This is a genomic window from Azonexus sp. (genome assembly GCF_041909095.1).
GTDB lineage: Bacteria > Pseudomonadota > Gammaproteobacteria > Burkholderiales > Rhodocyclaceae > Azonexus.
Map to the genome: position 1 here is coordinate 76,091 of NZ_JAYREB010000008.1, position 14,812 is coordinate 90,902.

The 14,812-nt window shown below is 65.9% G+C and carries 13 protein-coding genes; all 13 read right to left on the reverse strand.

The genetic code is table 11. The annotated features are described in order from the left end of the window. Positions 1-95 precede the first annotated feature (95 nt). Positions 96-305, reverse strand: coding sequence for a hypothetical protein (locus ACE3OV_RS14345; RefSeq protein ID WP_374328044.1), 210 nt, complete (start codon positions 303-305; stop codon positions 96-98). A 49-nt stretch (positions 306-354) separates the two neighbouring features. After that, the gene (locus tag ACE3OV_RS14350) at positions 355-1,275 is read right to left on the reverse strand and encodes a cation diffusion facilitator family transporter (RefSeq protein ID WP_374328045.1); all 921 of its coding nucleotides are present in this window, start codon (positions 1,273-1,275) and stop codon (positions 355-357) included. A 169-nt stretch (positions 1,276-1,444) separates the two neighbouring features. Continuing rightward, positions 1,445-3,550 carry a TonB-dependent receptor plug domain-containing protein gene (locus ACE3OV_RS14355; protein WP_374328047.1) on the reverse strand — a complete coding sequence of 702 codons (2,106 nt, stop codon included), beginning with the start codon at positions 3,548-3,550 and terminating at the stop codon, positions 1,445-1,447. Positions 3,551-3,569: 19 nt separating this feature from the next. After that, on the reverse strand, positions 3,570-4,277 hold the full coding sequence (locus ACE3OV_RS14360) for a sulfite exporter TauE/SafE family protein (RefSeq protein WP_374328049.1): 708 nt from the start codon (positions 4,275-4,277) through the stop codon (positions 3,570-3,572). Between the two features lie 2 nt (positions 4,278-4,279). Beyond that, complete coding sequence (locus tag ACE3OV_RS14365; protein WP_374328050.1) at positions 4,280-5,092, reverse strand: acyl-CoA dehydratase activase; 813 nt, start codon at positions 5,090-5,092, stop codon at positions 4,280-4,282. Beyond that, complete coding sequence (locus ACE3OV_RS14370; protein WP_374328051.1) at positions 5,089-6,372, reverse strand: double-cubane-cluster-containing anaerobic reductase; 1,284 nt, start codon at positions 6,370-6,372, stop codon at positions 5,089-5,091. Before ACE3OV_RS14370 ends, ACE3OV_RS14365 begins: the two co-directional genes overlap by 4 nt. After that, positions 6,369-7,340, reverse strand: coding sequence for a 4Fe-4S binding protein (locus ACE3OV_RS14375; protein WP_374328053.1), 972 nt, complete (start codon positions 7,338-7,340; stop codon positions 6,369-6,371). Before ACE3OV_RS14375 ends, ACE3OV_RS14370 begins: the two co-directional genes overlap by 4 nt. Beyond that, complete coding sequence (locus tag ACE3OV_RS14380; protein WP_374328054.1) at positions 7,333-8,718, reverse strand: hypothetical protein; 1,386 nt, start codon at positions 8,716-8,718, stop codon at positions 7,333-7,335. Before ACE3OV_RS14380 ends, ACE3OV_RS14375 begins: the two co-directional genes overlap by 8 nt. Before the next feature lie 12 nt (positions 8,719-8,730). Further along, positions 8,731-10,830, reverse strand: coding sequence for a TonB-dependent receptor (locus ACE3OV_RS14385; RefSeq protein ID WP_374328055.1), 2,100 nt, complete (start codon positions 10,828-10,830; stop codon positions 8,731-8,733). A gap of 29 nt (positions 10,831-10,859) precedes the next feature. After that, a complete protein-coding gene (locus ACE3OV_RS14390; protein WP_374328057.1) occupies positions 10,860-12,935 on the reverse strand; it encodes a TonB-dependent receptor in 2,076 nt (691 codons plus the stop codon). Between the two features lie 41 nt (positions 12,936-12,976). Then, complete coding sequence (locus ACE3OV_RS14395; protein WP_374328058.1) at positions 12,977-13,393, reverse strand: ExbD/TolR family protein; 417 nt, start codon at positions 13,391-13,393, stop codon at positions 12,977-12,979. Between the two features lie 10 nt (positions 13,394-13,403). Next, on the reverse strand, positions 13,404-14,081 hold the full coding sequence (locus tag ACE3OV_RS14400; protein ID WP_374328059.1) for a MotA/TolQ/ExbB proton channel family protein: 678 nt from the start codon (positions 14,079-14,081) through the stop codon (positions 13,404-13,406). Between the two features lie 25 nt (positions 14,082-14,106). Continuing rightward, complete coding sequence (locus ACE3OV_RS14405; protein WP_374328060.1) at positions 14,107-14,757, reverse strand: energy transducer TonB; 651 nt, start codon at positions 14,755-14,757, stop codon at positions 14,107-14,109. Positions 14,758-14,812 lie beyond the last annotated feature (55 nt).

Sequence of the window (14,812 nt, forward strand, 5' to 3'; positions counted from 1 at the left end):
CGGGCCAAGCCCGGCAGATAGCCAGCAAAAACTCACGAGCCCGCCCTCGACGGCGGGCTGCGTCGTCGTTCCTCGCTGCCAGCTCCCTTCCTGCGTCAGCATGTAGCTGGCAACGGCGCCGTTGCAGGTTTCCAGTCCTTGGCGCTGCTGTGGGCGCGGGCGAGCTTGCTGGTGTCGGCGCACCGCAGGTTGTTGGCGTTGAAGCGCAGGTTGAGGCCGGGCTGCAGGCGGTGGACGGCGAACAGGTCGAGGACGGTACGATCCTCGCTGCGCTCCGGGCGTTCGCCCGGGATGCTGGTCTTCACTTCGGCCTGCCAGAAAGCGACGGCAGCCGTTTTCCGGTAGGCGTTCCGGCTAGCGGCGGTCGAGATCGAGGTCGGCCAGCGAGCCGGCGTCCTCGATCGGTTCGAGATGGGTCAGCACGTGCGAGCGCGGCACCACGGCGCGGATGCCGGCCTCGATTTCCTCGGCCAGATCGTGCCCGCGCTGCACCGTCCATTCGCCCGGCACCAGCACGTGCAGGGTGATGAAGGCGCGCGCGCCGGACTGACGGGTGCGCAGGGCATGGAAGGCCAGGCCGCGTTCGCGGTAGCCGGCGAGCAGGCTTTCGATTGCCCTCACCTGTTCCGCCGGCAGCGCCGCGTCGAGCAGGCCGTCGGCCGAACGACGCACCAGTTGCCAGCCGGTCCACAGGATGTTGATCGCCACCGCCAGCGCCAGCACCGCGTCGAGCCAAAGCCAGCCGGTGAGCCAGACCAGGCCGACGCCGAGGATGACGCCGACCGAGGTCCACACATCGCTCATCAGATGGTGGGCGTCGGCTTCCAGCGAGATCGAGTTGTGCTGGCGCCCGACCGCCATCAGTACGCGCGCCACCGCGAGGTTGATCAGCGAAGCGGTCAGCGAAACGACCAGGCCGACACTGACCGACTCCAGCGGCTGCGGATCGAACAGGCGACCGAGCGCCGCGTAGGCGATGCTGACGGCGGCGACCAGGATCAGGAAGCCCTCGAAGGCGCTCGAAAAATACTCGGCCTTGCCGTGTCCGTGCGGGTGCTTGTCATCGGCCGGCGCTTCGGCCAGCGCCAGCATCCACAGCGCCATCAGGGCGCCTGCCAGGTTGACGAAGGATTCGATGGCATCCGAGAGCAGGCCGACCGAACCGGTGAGCTGCCAGGCCCAGCCCTTGAGCAGGATGGTCGAGACGGCGGCGGCAATCGACAGCCAGGCGTAGCGTTGCAGGGAAACCGGCGCCTTGCGGCTCTGTTCACTCATGGCCCACCCCGCTGATCGGCGTCGGGCGGGCGTTCGCTGCGTTTTCGATAGTCACGGATTGCATCCTGGAGTTCGTTGGCTGCCCATGATCGCTTCATCGCCGCGATCAAAGGGCGCCAAGTCTAGCCGCCGGGTGATGAATGCCGCCTTAACAGGCGATGCCAACGCCCTACCAGCTCCCTTCCAACGTCAGCATGTAACTGGCGACGCTGCCGTTGCAGGTTTCCAGTTGCCAGTCGTTGGCGCCGCTGTGGGCGCGGGCGAGCTTGCAGGTGTCGGCGCGCAACAGGTTGTTGGCGTTGAAGCGCAGGTTGAGCCCTGGCTGCAACCGGTAGACGGCGAACAGGTCGAGGACGGTACGGTCTTCGGTACGCTCCTGGCGCTCGCCCGGGATGCTGGTCTTCACTTCGGCGAAATGCTGCAGGTCGAAGCCGGCCGTGACGCGCTGGCCGAACGGCCGCTCGTAGCCGAGGCTGAGCTGGTAGCGCGGCGATTCGCGGGCTTCCCGGGTCAGGTCGAGGCGCTCGTCGTGCACCCGGCTGCGCGGCACGGTCAGGTGGCCCTTGAGCGTGCCGGGCGCGACACCGAGCTTGCCGAGATTAAGCTTGGCGTCGAGTTCGGCGCCCCAGTGTTCGGCGTCGCCTTCGTTGTACGGCCGGTCGACCCAGCGCGCGCCCTCGAGCGTCACCCGACGCTCGACGAAATCGCTGGTCTGCCGGGCGTAGAGATTGAAACCGACCACCCCGGCGTCGGCCGGCAGGTAGTGTTCGAGTACCGCTTCGAAGTTGGTGCTGCGCTCCGGCTGCAGGTCGGGATTGCCACGCTGGTCGGCTTCGAGCGGCGTGTTGGCGCTCAGGCTGAGGACCGGCCGGTTGCTCAGTTCGTCGAGGCGCGGCAGCTTCAGGCCGCGGCCGATCGAACTCCTGAAAACCCAGCGCTCGGCCGGCTCCCAGCGCACCGCCAGCGACGGCGCGACGATGCCGTGACGGCGGCTGTCGCCGTCCACGTCGAGCCGGAACTGCTCGCCGCGCAGGCCGAAAGTCAGCGTGGTACGCGGATCGAGGGCGAATTCGTCCTGCACCCAGGCAATCGTCTGCCGCTCGCCGGTCTGGTAAAGGCTGGCGGCGCCGGACAAATTCTGGCGGTCGTCGCGTTCGAGGCGGGCGCCTTCCAGCGCCAGCGCCACGACATGGCTGCCCAGCGCGCGGTCGAGGCGGACCATGCCGTTCAGTTCGTCCTCGTCGCGTTCGAGACGGTCGCGGGTCGGCGTCAGGACGCCGCCGGCGCTCAGGTAGTTGCGCCGGGTGTCGGTGTCGCGCTGCCCTTTCATCCAGGCCAGGCGCGAACTCAGCTTGCCGCCGTCGAGCTTGCGCTCGCCTTCGAGGCGCAGGCGGTAGAGGCGGGTCTTGCCGCTTTCCCGGTCGGCGCGGCTGCCGTCGGCGGCGAGGCCGGTACCGGCCAGCGGGTCGGCGTAACTGTAGCGCTCCATCTCGCCCCAGCGCCGGGTGTCGCCGCGAAACAGGGTCGGCCAGATCGAGAAGCTGTCGCCGCCGCGCCGCCAGTTGAGGCGCGGGCTGAAGACCAGTTCGTTCATGGTAAAGCGACCGTCGTTCTCGTCCAGCGCCCAGGCATTGCGGGCGCCGCCGGTGAAGGCCTGGCGATCGCTGTCGCTGCTGGAGACCATGACGTGGTGGTTGATCGTCAGCGGCAGCACCCAGGAGAACTCGCCGGCGTTGCCGCGCCGGGTCACCGTGCTCTGGCCGAAGACCCGGCCGTCGCGCGTACCGGTGGCGAGCTTGACCGTTGTGTCGGACTTCTTGGCGGTCTTCTTCATCACCAGATTGACGGTGACCGAGGCGCCGCCGCCGAATTCGGCCGACGAACCGCGCAGGATCTCGACCCGTTCCAGTTCGCCTGACGGCAGGCGGCCGACCGATGCGGACGCCATCCGCGAATTGCCGCCGACCCGTTCGCCGTCGATCAGCAGTTGCACCGAGTCGCGCACCATGCCGCGCGCCCGCATGCCCTGGCCGCCGTCGCTGCCCTGGCTGCCGGCGTCGATGCCGGGCAGCTTGCTGATCACCTCACTGACCGTCGTCGCGCCGAGATTGGCGATTTCCGCCTGGTTGAGGATCACCTTCTGCGTCACCGCCTGGCGCCGCTCCTCCAGCGCATCGGCATCCGCCGTGACGGTGACCGTCGACAACACTTGTTCCGCCGCCCACCCCTGCCCTGCCAGCACGGCCAGCAGACCGGCCACCCAAGCCTTGTTCATGTTTTTCTCTTCTCCCGTTTCAGACCATGCCGCCAGCACTGGCCCCTTGCCAGAGCTGGACGATGCCCGTTCCCAGCAGCAGGAACGCGCTCAATGCTTCGATGCGCGGTTGCCAGCGCCCCAGTTGTTCGCGCAGTTGCTGGCCGACGTAGGCAACGACGGTGCCGTACACCAGCCAGGGCGCGGCGATGGCGCCGAGGCCAAAGCTCAGGCCGAGCGCGGCGCCGCTCCACGCCGTGCCGCTGGCCGCCGCCGCGACCAGCACCGCACCCTGCGGCGCGCAGGGCGTCAGCGCCATGCCGACGCCCATCAGGTAGAGCCCGGATGGCATCGCCTGGGCCGCCGCCTGACGCGGTCGCCAACTGATTTTCTGTTCGTTCTTTGGCGCGCAACTGCCGCAAGCCGCGCCGGCCGAGCGCCGGCCGAGCAGCGCGACGCCGACCAGCACCAGGGCGATGCCGACCGTCAGATGGACGACCCAGCCATTCACGCCGCCGACGTAGCGCCCGCCCCACCAGCCGCTGACCGCGCCGAAGCCGCCATAGACGGTGAGCCGGCCGAGCGAGACCGGCAGCAGGATGCGCCAGGAACGGGCGATACCCTGGTCGGCATTGACGAAGAGCGGCCCGAGATAGGGCAGGCAACTGAGCAGACAGGGGCCGAGCCCATAGACCAGCCCCAGCCCAAGCGCCATCGGCAAGCCGATGGCTACCGCCTCGACCGGCATGATCAGTGATCTTCCTGCTGTTCGGCGAGGAACTCGCTGCGCGCCAGCACGGCAGCGCCGTAGGCGGTGGTCGTCTGCGGATATTCCGGCACCACCAGCTCGCGTTGCAGTTCGTCCTGGATCGCCGCCACCAGCCCCTTGTTGAGCGCCGGACCGCCGTCCATGTACACGCGGTCCTCGATGCCGACGCGCTTGGCCAGACGCACCGTGCGCTTGGCGATCGAATAGTGGATGCCGGCGACGATCTCGGCCTTGCCGTGGCCGTTGGCGAGCAGGCCGATGATCTCGGATTCGGCGAAGACGGTGCAGGTACTGTTGATCGACAGCGGCGCGCCACTGCCGGTGAAGTGGATGTCGCCCAGCTCTTCCAGATCGAGGTCGAGGTTACGCGCGGCGACGTCGAGGAAGCGGCCGGTGCCGGCGGCGCATTTGTCGTTCATCACGAAGTTGGTGACGTTGCCGCTGTCGTCGATCTGGATCGCCTTCGAATCCTGGCCGCCGATGTTGATGATCGTGCGCACGCCGCCGAAAGCCTTGCCGGCTTCGTGGGCGCCGATGGCGTTGGCAGTGATCTCGGAGATCGAATCGTCGGCTTCCTTGAACAGCTTGCGGCCGTAGCCGGTGGCGATCAGGTATTTCAGACGCTCACGGTCGACCCCCGATTTTTCCAATAAAACGCGCAGCGCCTCCTTGGCGTTCTTGTGGAAGAGGCTGCCGGAGTCGGTGACGTGGATGCCGACGATCTCGCCGGCTTCATTGATCAGTGCGGTCTTGATGGCGGTGGAGCCGATGTCGATACCTGCGAAATAATTCATGCGCGTGCTTTTCTTTTTCTGGTCTTGATGGATTCGAGGAAGGCTTCGACGCGGGTCGACAACTGCCCCATGTCGTCCGGGCTGTAGTCGGTCTCGACGTAGAGCATCGGGATGCCGGCCTGGTTGAGCGCGTCGGCGACGCTCTTCTGCTCCATCTCGTACACCTGGCAACCGGCGAAGGACTGGTAGACGACGCCGTCGGCGTTGAAGGTGGAGACGAGGTCGAGCAGGCGCCGGATGCGGTCGTCGTTGCGGGTGAAGATCGGACAGGTGCAGGGCTTCAGGTACTTGTCGGCGATGCTCTCGATCATGTGGCTGACCAGCCATTCGTCGACCGCCGTCATGTCGTAGAGCATGCGGTTGGCCGAGCAGGTCTCGTCGGCGACGACGACGCCGCCCGCCTCTTCGATCAGCAGCGGCAGCTTGACGTTGGGGAAGATCGGCGGCGAACCGGTGAACACGATGCGCGGCGCCTTCTTCTGCACGGCGCTGAACGCTTCGGCCTCGCGCTGCGCGAGTTCGGCGTTGAGCGCTTCGACGGCGGCGCTCCAGCGCTCGATGTCGTCAAAGAAATAGGCGTTGGTGACGAGAAAGACATCCTTGCCGAGGATCAGCGACGGCGCCTTGCGGCGGAAGTTGTGCAGGGTGCGGAAGGCGGCCTGGGCGCGCGAAGTCTTGGCCATCGCCTCGCGCAGGCGCTGCCGGGTCAGGCGCTTGCCGGTCACCTTCTGCAGGCGCGCCGCCAGTTGCTTGACGACGCGCCGCCAGTATTCGCGCGCCGCCTCGTTGTCCTTGGCGCTCGGCAGGTCCATGTCGTAGACCTCGTAGCCCATGCCTTCCATCATCTGGGCGGCCTTCTTCTTCTGGTCGCAGGTCGTCGGATTGACGATCATCTCCAGCTTGCCGACGTCGGGCACGGCCTTTTCCGAATGCAGGCGGCCGAGCGTCGCCTTGACCAGCGAGCAGGACTTGGCCGGCATGAAGTCAGCGCCGACCTGGTCGTAATGGTAGGCGCCGTTGCACAGGCGCACCGGCGTGCCGCCAGCGGCGTAGATCAGTTCTTCCGGCACCTGGATGCAGGTGGTGCCGATGCCCGGCCCGTCGCGGTCGAGCGGCTGGCCCTCGATGAAGGCGTGGCGGAAGAGGTCGTAGAAATAGGTCATCGCCGCCGGGTTGTCGATGAAATCGTCGACGATGTGGTTGAGCATGACCTCGGCTTCGCGCGCCTGGCGACTCTGGTTGAACGCCGGCTTGAGCGGCACTTCGCGGATTTCACTCACTTGCGGATTCCCTTGTTCATGCGCTTGATGAAACCTTCCTCGGTCGATTCGAAGATGGTGATGTTGGCGAAATCGATCCTCAGCGCGCCCTTTTCCGGGCAGGCGGCGACGCACTTCATGCACAGCGTGCAGTCGTCGGTCATGATTTCCTTGCGTCCGATGTCGTCGGCGATCTCGCGGATTTCCATGTCGCAGGCGGTGTAGCAGTCGCCGCAGCGGGTGCATTTGCTGCCGTCCTTGCGCAGGCGCAGCAGCGCCGGCTTGGAAAGCAGGTAATGCAGCGCGCTCATCGGGCAGAAGAAGCAGAAGAAGCGCTTCTTGACGAAGGAACCGACGATGAAGAGGCCGGTGATGCCCATGCCCAGCGCAGTCAGCACGATCTTGCCGGGGCTGGAGAAGTCGATCGTCCATTGCGAGAAGTCGCCGACGAACAGCGGCAGCACCATCCGTCCCGGGCAGATCTGGCAGAACGGCGCGCCAACCTCGTGCGACCACAGGCCGCCGCCGATGCCGAGCGGAATCAGCAGCAGCAGCGCGAGCAGCACGTACTTGATCCAGGTCAGCCGGCGGAACTGTTCGTGGGTATAGCCCGACTGGCGGATGCCCAGCTTCTGGCGCAGGCTGGTCAGCCAGTCCTGCAAGGTGCCGAGCGGGCAGACGAAGCCGCACCAGCCCTTGTTGAGGACGATGAACCACAGCGCAAAAATGCCGAAGCCGGTGAGCACGGCGATCCCGGCATAGCTGAACAGCTGCGGCCAGGGCCGCGCCAGTTGGTGCTGCAGCGGCAGCAGGTAGCAGACGCCGGCGCGACCGTCGCGGATGTAGCCGCAGCTGAACATCGGCAGGCTGTTGCCGAGGTTGATCGCCAGGTAGCCGCCATAGACGAAGAGGACGAAGGCGGCGAGCTGGAACCAGAAACGGAAACGCTTCAGGTCGACCTTGTTGACCGCGTCGCGCAGCTTACTCATCGAAGCTCACCTCGCGGTAAGGCCGCACGCGGCGCCGGCGGTAGAGGTAGACCGCGGTGCCCGAGAAAAGCAGCACGACGACGGCGATGCCCAGCCCCCAGGCGTAGGACTCGTAGTCCTCGATCGCCGGATAGTAGGCGCCGGCCAGCGTCGTCGTGTAGCGCACGCTGCGGTACGGCGTGCCTTGCCATTCGCCGGCCTGGTCGACCGGGAAGCTGGCGCTGACGACGAAGGTCTCGCGGTGGCGGCGGTCGAACTCGCGCCATTCGGGGAAATAGTCGCGGATGACGACGAAGCTGGCGCGGCCGTCCTCGTCGGACTGCACGCTATTGCTCCAGCCCTGGCCGCTGGTGAAGCTGACGCGGGCGTTCTGCACCGGCTTGCCGTCGCGCAGCACCTGGAAGCGGATGGTGTCGCCGTAGTTGATGCGGGTGAACAGCCCTTCCCCATCCTTGCGCTCGCGGATGATTTCGACCGGCACCCGGGAATCGGTGCGCGGCACCATCATCTGCGCCTCGCCCTCGACCTTGCCATGGCCAGCCGAACGCATCACCTCGGCCTTGGCGACGGTCACCGCCAGGGTTTCCTGGTCGATCGCGCGGCGCACGAAATAGGCGTTATAGACGCCCGGCTCGGGCATCGGGAAAGTCACGTTGTAGGGGCCGCCGTGCGCTTCGACGTCGATGGACGACGCCTGCTGCTGCGCGTCGAGCAGCAACACCGGCTCGCTCGCCGGCACGCTGCCCGCCGTCAGCGGGTTGCTGCCGCTGCGCAGCCACAGGCGCTTGTTCGGGATGCGTCCTGGCGCGCCGCCCATGCCCATGTCGTCCATGCCGCCCATCGCGGCCATCGGGTTGGCGCCACCGCGGGCGCCACCGCGGGCGCCGCCCGGACGCCCGCCGCCGTCGCGGCGCGGCGCCTGGTCGCTCAACCAGAGCACGCCGTCGCCGGCGCCGCCGCGCATGCCGCGCGGCCGGCCGGAGGCTGCTGTGGCCGGCGCGGCGGACATTGCAACCGGAGCGGCCATCGGCATCATGTGCCCGGCATGAGGATCGACCGCCGGGGCGCGAGCGGCCTTCGCCTCGCCGGCTGCCGGCTTGCCCGGGCGAGCATCAGCCGCTGGCGGCGCCTTTTCGGCTGCCGGCGCGGCTGCTTCCGCAGCTACCGGTGCCGCCTCGGCCTTTCGCCGCTCAGCCGCCCGCGCCTGCCAGAAGGCCCGTTTTTCTTCGTCGGAAGCATCGGCCGGCGGCCGCGGCCCGGCGTATTCGCCGCGACTGACGCCAGGCGGCGGTCCGCGCCGCTCGCCGGTGTCCTGCGCCGGCACGCTCGCCGCGCAGAGCAGCATCGACAACAGAACCAGTTCTTTCACCATGCGCACGTTTCGCTCCCGTCAGAAGTTGTAGCTGACGCCGGCGCGCAGGGTCAGCGGTTTGTAGCCTTCGTCGTAAGTCGCCTTGCCGGCGGCGGTCATCCAGGCGCGCTCGGCGTATTTCTTGTCGAACAGGTTGAGGACGTGCAACCAGGCGCTCCAGGTTTTGGTCTTGTAGGCGACGCGCAGGTGGAACAGGTCCGGTCGCTTGTAGGTGCCGCCGACGTTCTCGTTGTTGCGGTAGTAGGAAGCGATGTGGTCGTACTCCAGCTCCGCCCGCAGACCTTCGACGGGCTTGACGCCGACGCGCAAGTTCAAGTGGTGCGCCGGCGCGCCTTTCCAGGTATTTCCGGAATAGTCGTAGGTCGGCGTCTTGTAGTCCTTGTACTCGACGATGCTCCAGGTATGAGATAGCCCCGTATCCAGCCAGCGCGTGACGTCGAATGAAATGGAGGTTTCCAGGCCGTGCAGGCGGGCCTTGCCGGCATTGACGTTCCTTTGGTAGCACGGCTCGGTCGGCGCGCAATCCTCGCGGACGATCATGTTTTTCAGGTCGGTATCGAAATACGCCGTATCGAAGCGCAGGCGTTTCGCCAGCAACTGGCCACGCAGACCCAGCTCGTAGGTCATCGACTCGATCGGCTTGAGGCTCATGTTCATCGGCACATACGTGGTTTGATTCGGGGCCCCGCCGGTGCCCAGCAGGTCGCTCACGCTCGGCGCCAGAAAGCCTTCGGCGGCGCGTGCCCAGAGCACATAACCGCCGGCGAATTCGTAGGTGGCACCGAACTTCCGGACCAGCTTGGAAAAGCTCTTCCGGCCATCGCCCTTGTCGCCCAGCTTGTTGTCGGTCTCGAGATCGAAGTCGTCCTTGCGCACCCCCAATGACAAACGCAGCGAGTCAACCGGGGAAAACTCATAGTGCAGGAATGGCGAGCTGTGTTTTTCCTTGCCTACGGTATAGGTGTTCAGCGCGCCCTTGGCAAAATCGCCGTCCAGCGCGCGGGCATAGGAAGTCGCGTTCTTGAAGCTCTTGGATTTGGCGTCCATCCAGGTCGTGTCGACGCCCAGATAGAGCGTGGACATGGCGAACGAAAAGTCGTGGCGATACATCGACTGGATGCTGTTCTCCGTCGTATCGCCCTCGCCCACGCTCATCGCGGCGGCCGAGGTGGCACTGAGGCTGGTCGAGGTCGTCACGCGATTCAGCGCGGAGACATTTAACTCGCCGTTATCACCGATCCGCCGTTTGTATTGAAACGACGGCGTGACGTAGGTGGTATCGCTCTTCTTGTACTGGGTCGCCAGGCCTTCGCGCCAGTCCGCGTGGAACTGCTCTTCCGAAATCGACCCGGGATCGCGGGAAATATCGTTCAGATATTCCAGACGGGCGGTCAGTTTCGAGAATTCGTCCGGGCGATAGACCAGTTTTCCGCTCAGGGCGCCCTTCTTTTGGGAGGCGCTGTCGTTCTCCCGCCAGCCCTTGTTGTCCATGTAGTTCAGGTTGAAGAAATAGCCGAGATCCTTGTTCAAGGCGCCGCCTTGCGCATAATCCGTCCGGTAGAGGTCGAACGCACCCACTTCCTGCGAAATCCGGCGTTCCAGTTCGCGCGGCGGATCGCGCGTGATGACGTTGATCGTTCCGCCGAAGGCGTTACTGCTGCTCAGCACCGACCCTGGGCCGGTGATCACTTCGACGCGCTCGATATCCGACGGGCTGGTCTCGTCGAGGGCGTTGAAGTTGCCGGTGCTGTAGGTATTCACCCGCATCCCGTCGACCCGCTTGTCGGTGTAGCTCTTGCTCCCGTCGGGAATGCGGATGTTGCGGATCATGGTCATCCCGGGAACGCGCCAGAGCAGCTCGCGCCGGGGATCGACGAACTTCACCGTGTCCAGGACCTCGGGCGAGATCGTCGTCCCGGACATCGGCGAATACGTGCTGAAGGTCTCGATCGCCGATTTTTCCTGAACGCTCAGATCGGCGTCGGCGGTCGTTCTGACCGGCGCCAGAACGCGCTCTTCGCCTTGCGCCAATGCCCATTGGCAAGACAGCCCGAATACGGCGACGGCGATGGCCCGCGGCACATTCTCCGCAACCCCCAGAATTAGCTTTTCCGACATGAATTCACCTAGAGAAATGCGGCTTTGCATCAGAACTGATAGGAAACACCGACCCGCACCAGACGCGGCGAGTAGCCGGCGTCGAAGGAATTGCGCACACCGGCGTCGCTGGAGCCAACGCGTTCCCCGAACTTGGTATCCGTCAGGTTGAGGACGTGCAGCCAGGCGCTCCACGACTTGGCGCTGTAGCTGGCGCGCAGGTTGTAGAGGTCGGGGCGGCTGTAACGGTCGGTATTGGCCTGGTTGGTGTAATAACTGTCGATGTAGTCGCCTTCCAGCTCGACCCGCCAGCCGGCAGCCGGCTTGACCACGACGCGCAGGTTGTAGTGGTTGCGCGGCGTGTAGTAGCGCTTCTTCCCGGAATAATCCGCCGTCGCCGTCTGGTAGTCGGCGTAGCGGTAACGGGCATAGGTGTGCGAGAGGCCGATTTCCAGGTACTGGTTGATGTCGTAGGAGAGCGCCGTCTCGAAGCCGTGAGCGCTGGCCTTGGCGGCATTGACGTTGCGCGTGCGGCAGAAGTCGACGTTCTGGATGCAGGCCTGGGAAACGATCAGGTTCTCGAAGTCGGTCTCGTAGTAGCCGGTATCGTACTTGAGGCCGAAATCGAAGCTGCCACGGACGCCGATTTCGTGGGTCATCGACTCTTCCGGCTTCAGGTCCATGTTGGCCGGTATGTAGCGTGACGCCCAGGCCGCCGCTGGTGTCGCCGGGGTCGGCGTGCCGCTGCCGAGCAGGGTGCTGACGCCCGGCCCCATGAAGCCCTCGGCGACGTTCGCCCAGATCAGGGCGCGCGGCGAGATTTCATAGACGGCGCCGAACTTGCGCACCGTCTTCTGGTAGCTGGTGCTGCCGTCCTTGTTGTTGTTGAACTTGTCGTCGACCCGGTAACTGATGTCGTCGCGCCGCACGCCCACTGTCAGACGCAGCGGATCGAGCGGCGAGAACTCGACCTGCAGGAAGGGTGACTTGTTCTTTTCGTAGGATTTGGAATGCGCAGTCAGCGCCCCGCGCGAGAAATGAAAGCTTTTCGGGCTGAGATCGTTGAATTTCTTGCTGTCGCTGGCCGTGTCCAGATAGTCGAAGCCGCCGGTGAGCGAGGTCTTGGCCAGCGAGAAGTTGTGCTTGTACATCAACTGGATGTTGGTCTCGTACGACTCGGTATCGCCGAGTGTCGAGCCACCGCCGGTAAACCCTGACGAGCGTGCCGTCTGATCGGTGTGACGCTGCTGGCCGTAGAGGTTCAGTTCGCCGACATCGCCGAACATCTTGCGGTAGTGCAGCGACGGCGTCGAATACTTGACCGCGGTGCGCAGGTAGCTGCCCGGCTCGGCCTGCCGCCAGTTATCGTGGAACTGCGCTTCGTCGAGCGAACCGGCGCTCTGGTAGTCGTCGTCGATGTATTCGTAGCGCAGCGCCAGCTTGGAGCTGCTGTCCGGGCGCCAGACCCACTTGGTGCTGAGCGAGGTTTTCTTCTGGTCGGTATGGTCGCGCCAGCCGTCATGGTCCAGCTGGTTGATGTTGAAGAAATAGCCGAGGCTGTCGCTGAGGCGGTCGCCGCCGCTCAGGCCGGTGCGGTAGCCGCCGTCCTCGAAGGCTTCGCCGCTGACCTGGAATTCCCGTTTGGCCGGAGGATCGCGAGTGATCACGTTGATCGTCCCGCCGATCGCATTGCTGCCGCTCAGTACCGAACCGGGCCCGCGGATGAACTCGATGCGCTCGATGTCGCCCGAGTTAACCTGGTCCACGAAACCGTAGGTGCCGGTATTGCGGGCGCGCATGCCGTCGATGCGGTTCTCGGTGTAGTTCTTGCCGCCATCGGTGAAGCGCATGTTGCGACTCATGCTGACGCCGGGCACCCGCGGCAGCAGCTCGTGGAAGGAGTCGACGAAGCGCACCGTCTCCAGTTCCTCGCGCTCAACGACGCTGCCGGCGAGCGGCGTGTATTCGGTCAAGCGGCCGAGTTCGGTGCGCGACTGGACTTCGACCTCGCGCGCTGCCTGCGCCTTGACCGGCGACAGGACGCGGTCGCCGTCATCGGCGCCGAACGCGGGTTGAACGAAAGCAGTCGCCACGGCGACGGCGAGCAGGCTTGGCCTGGATTTCATGAACTACCCCCTGGTGTGTTTTATGTGAATGGATTTTGGCGTCAGCGCGCCTCGCCCGACAGCTGCGTGACGAAGGCGATCTTGACGATGCCGTTGCGCTGCGCCGCCGCCATCACGTCGGCAACGGCTTCGTAGCGCGCCTCGCGGTCGGCGCGCAGGTGCAGTTCGGGCTCGCGGGCGCTGGCTTCGGCGAAGCGGGCGTCGAGCGCGTTGCGGTGCACCGCCTCGCCGTTCCAGTAGGCGATGCCGTCGGCGTTGATCGCCAGCTGGATGACCTCGGGCTTGTCGTCGAGCTTGGTCGAGCTGACGCGCGGCAGGTCGATCGGGATCGCCTGGTGGAAGAGCGGCGCGGTGATGATGAAGATGACCAGCAGGACGAGCATGACGTCGACCAGCGGGGTGGTGTTGATGTCGGCCATCGGGGCGTTGCCGCCCTCGTTGAAGGAACCGAAGGACATCGCGCGCTCCTCAGGCCGCCCGCGCCAGCGTGATGCGGGTGCCGGTGGTCAGGTAGGCGTGCAGGTCGTGGGCGAAGCCGTCGAGATAAGCGGTGACCAGGCGGTTGGCGCGGTTCAGCGCGTTGTAGGCGAGCACCGCCGGAATCGCCACGAAGAGGCCGGCAGCAGTCATGATCAGCGCTTCGCCGACCGGGCCGGCGACCTTGTCGAGCACCACCTGGGTGGCGCCGGAAAGGCCGACCAGCGCGTGGTAGATGCCCCAGACGGTACCGAACAGGCCGATGAAGGGCGCCGTCGAGCCGACCGAGGCAAGCAGGGTGAGCCCCGATTCGTTGCGCGCCTGGGCATGCACCATGTAGTTGCGCAGCGCCCGGGTCAGCGTTTCGCTGTGCGACACGCCGCTGCCGATGCTCTGCCCCTGGCGCCGCTCGTGCGCTTCCATCACCTGCGCCGCGGTCTGCGCCATGCCGGCGAAGATGCCGCTCTTGTCCTGATCGCGGATGATGGTAACGCCGCTGGCCAGGTTGGGCGCGTCCCAGAAGGCATCGAAGGCACGCTCGATGCTGCGGTTGACGCGCAACTGGGCAAAGAAACGGCTGCCGATGATCATCCAGCTGAGGACCGACAATATCGCCAGCAGGATGGCGATACCGTGGGTCACCCAGTCGCCCTGATTCCAGAAATGCATGATCCCCATCGAGGACTCCTTTTCGTCAAGAAAGCTCAAATACGATTGGTACGACGACCCAGGCGGCGACAGGCTCGTCGCCCCGACGGGCGGGAACGAAGCGCCAGCGGGCGACGGTTTCCAGCGCTGAGTTGTCGAGGCGCTCGAAGCCGCTGCTCTTCTTGAGCTGGACCTTGATCGCCTCGCCGCTGGCGCTGACATGGACGCGCAGATGCACGGTGCCGGTCTCGCCCAGGCGGCGCGACGCGGCCGGGTACGGCGGTTTCGGGTTGGACAGGTAATCGGCGTCGAAACGGGCCTCGACCAGAGCCGGCGCGGCCGGTGCCGGCGGCGCCTCGACCGGTGCCGGGGTGGCGACCGGCTGCTCGGCGACGACGAAATTACTGGTCGCAGCGGGCGCCGGCGCGGCGGCCAGCACTGGCTGTTCGATTTGCTTGACGGTGCGCCGCGTCACCTTGGGTGGTGCCGGCGGCAAGGGTTGCGGCGGCGTCGGCGCCGCCTCGTTGAGCAGGCGCACGGCGATCGGCTTCGCCGCCTCGACAATACGCTCGCCCTGTGTCGCCCCGAAGGCGATCAAGGCAAACAGGATACCGTGCACCAGAATGGCGGAGCCCACGCCACCGGCGGACTGCAGCCCGCCCGGCGCCCCCCGGCCCTGCGGGAAAAACAAGGACATCGGCAAACCCCCTCCGGTTACCCGGACCCGCAGGCCTCTTGGCGGGCCACTCGGG

Bases quoted from the DNA above. Each gene is read 5' to 3' on its own strand.
- ACE3OV_RS14350 (WP_374328045.1), bottom strand. From the start codon at position 1,275: ATGAGTGAACAGAGCCGCAAGGCGCCGGTTTCCCTGCAACGCTACGCC.
- ACE3OV_RS14355 (WP_374328047.1), bottom strand. From the start codon at position 3,550: ATGAACAAGGCTTGGGTGGCCGGTCTGCTGGCCGTGCTGGCAGGGCAG.
- ACE3OV_RS14360 (WP_374328049.1), bottom strand. From the start codon at position 4,277: ATGCCGGTCGAGGCGGTAGCCATCGGCTTGCCGATGGCGCTTGGGCTG.
- ACE3OV_RS14365 (WP_374328050.1), bottom strand. From the start codon at position 5,092: ATGAATTATTTCGCAGGTATCGACATCGGCTCCACCGCCATCAAGACC.
- ACE3OV_RS14375 (WP_374328053.1), bottom strand. From the start codon at position 7,340: ATGAGTAAGCTGCGCGACGCGGTCAACAAGGTCGACCTGAAGCGTTTC.
- ACE3OV_RS14385 (WP_374328055.1), bottom strand. From the start codon at position 10,830: ATGTCGGAAAAGCTAATTCTGGGGGTTGCGGAGAATGTGCCGCGGGCC.
- ACE3OV_RS14390 (WP_374328057.1), bottom strand. From the start codon at position 12,935: ATGAAATCCAGGCCAAGCCTGCTCGCCGTCGCCGTGGCGACTGCTTTC.
- ACE3OV_RS14395 (WP_374328058.1), bottom strand. From the start codon at position 13,393: ATGTCCTTCGGTTCCTTCAACGAGGGCGGCAACGCCCCGATGGCCGAC.
- ACE3OV_RS14400 (WP_374328059.1), bottom strand. From the start codon at position 14,081: ATGCATTTCTGGAATCAGGGCGACTGGGTGACCCACGGTATCGCCATC.
- ACE3OV_RS14405 (WP_374328060.1), bottom strand. From the start codon at position 14,757: ATGTCCTTGTTTTTCCCGCAGGGCCGGGGGGCGCCGGGCGGGCTGCAG.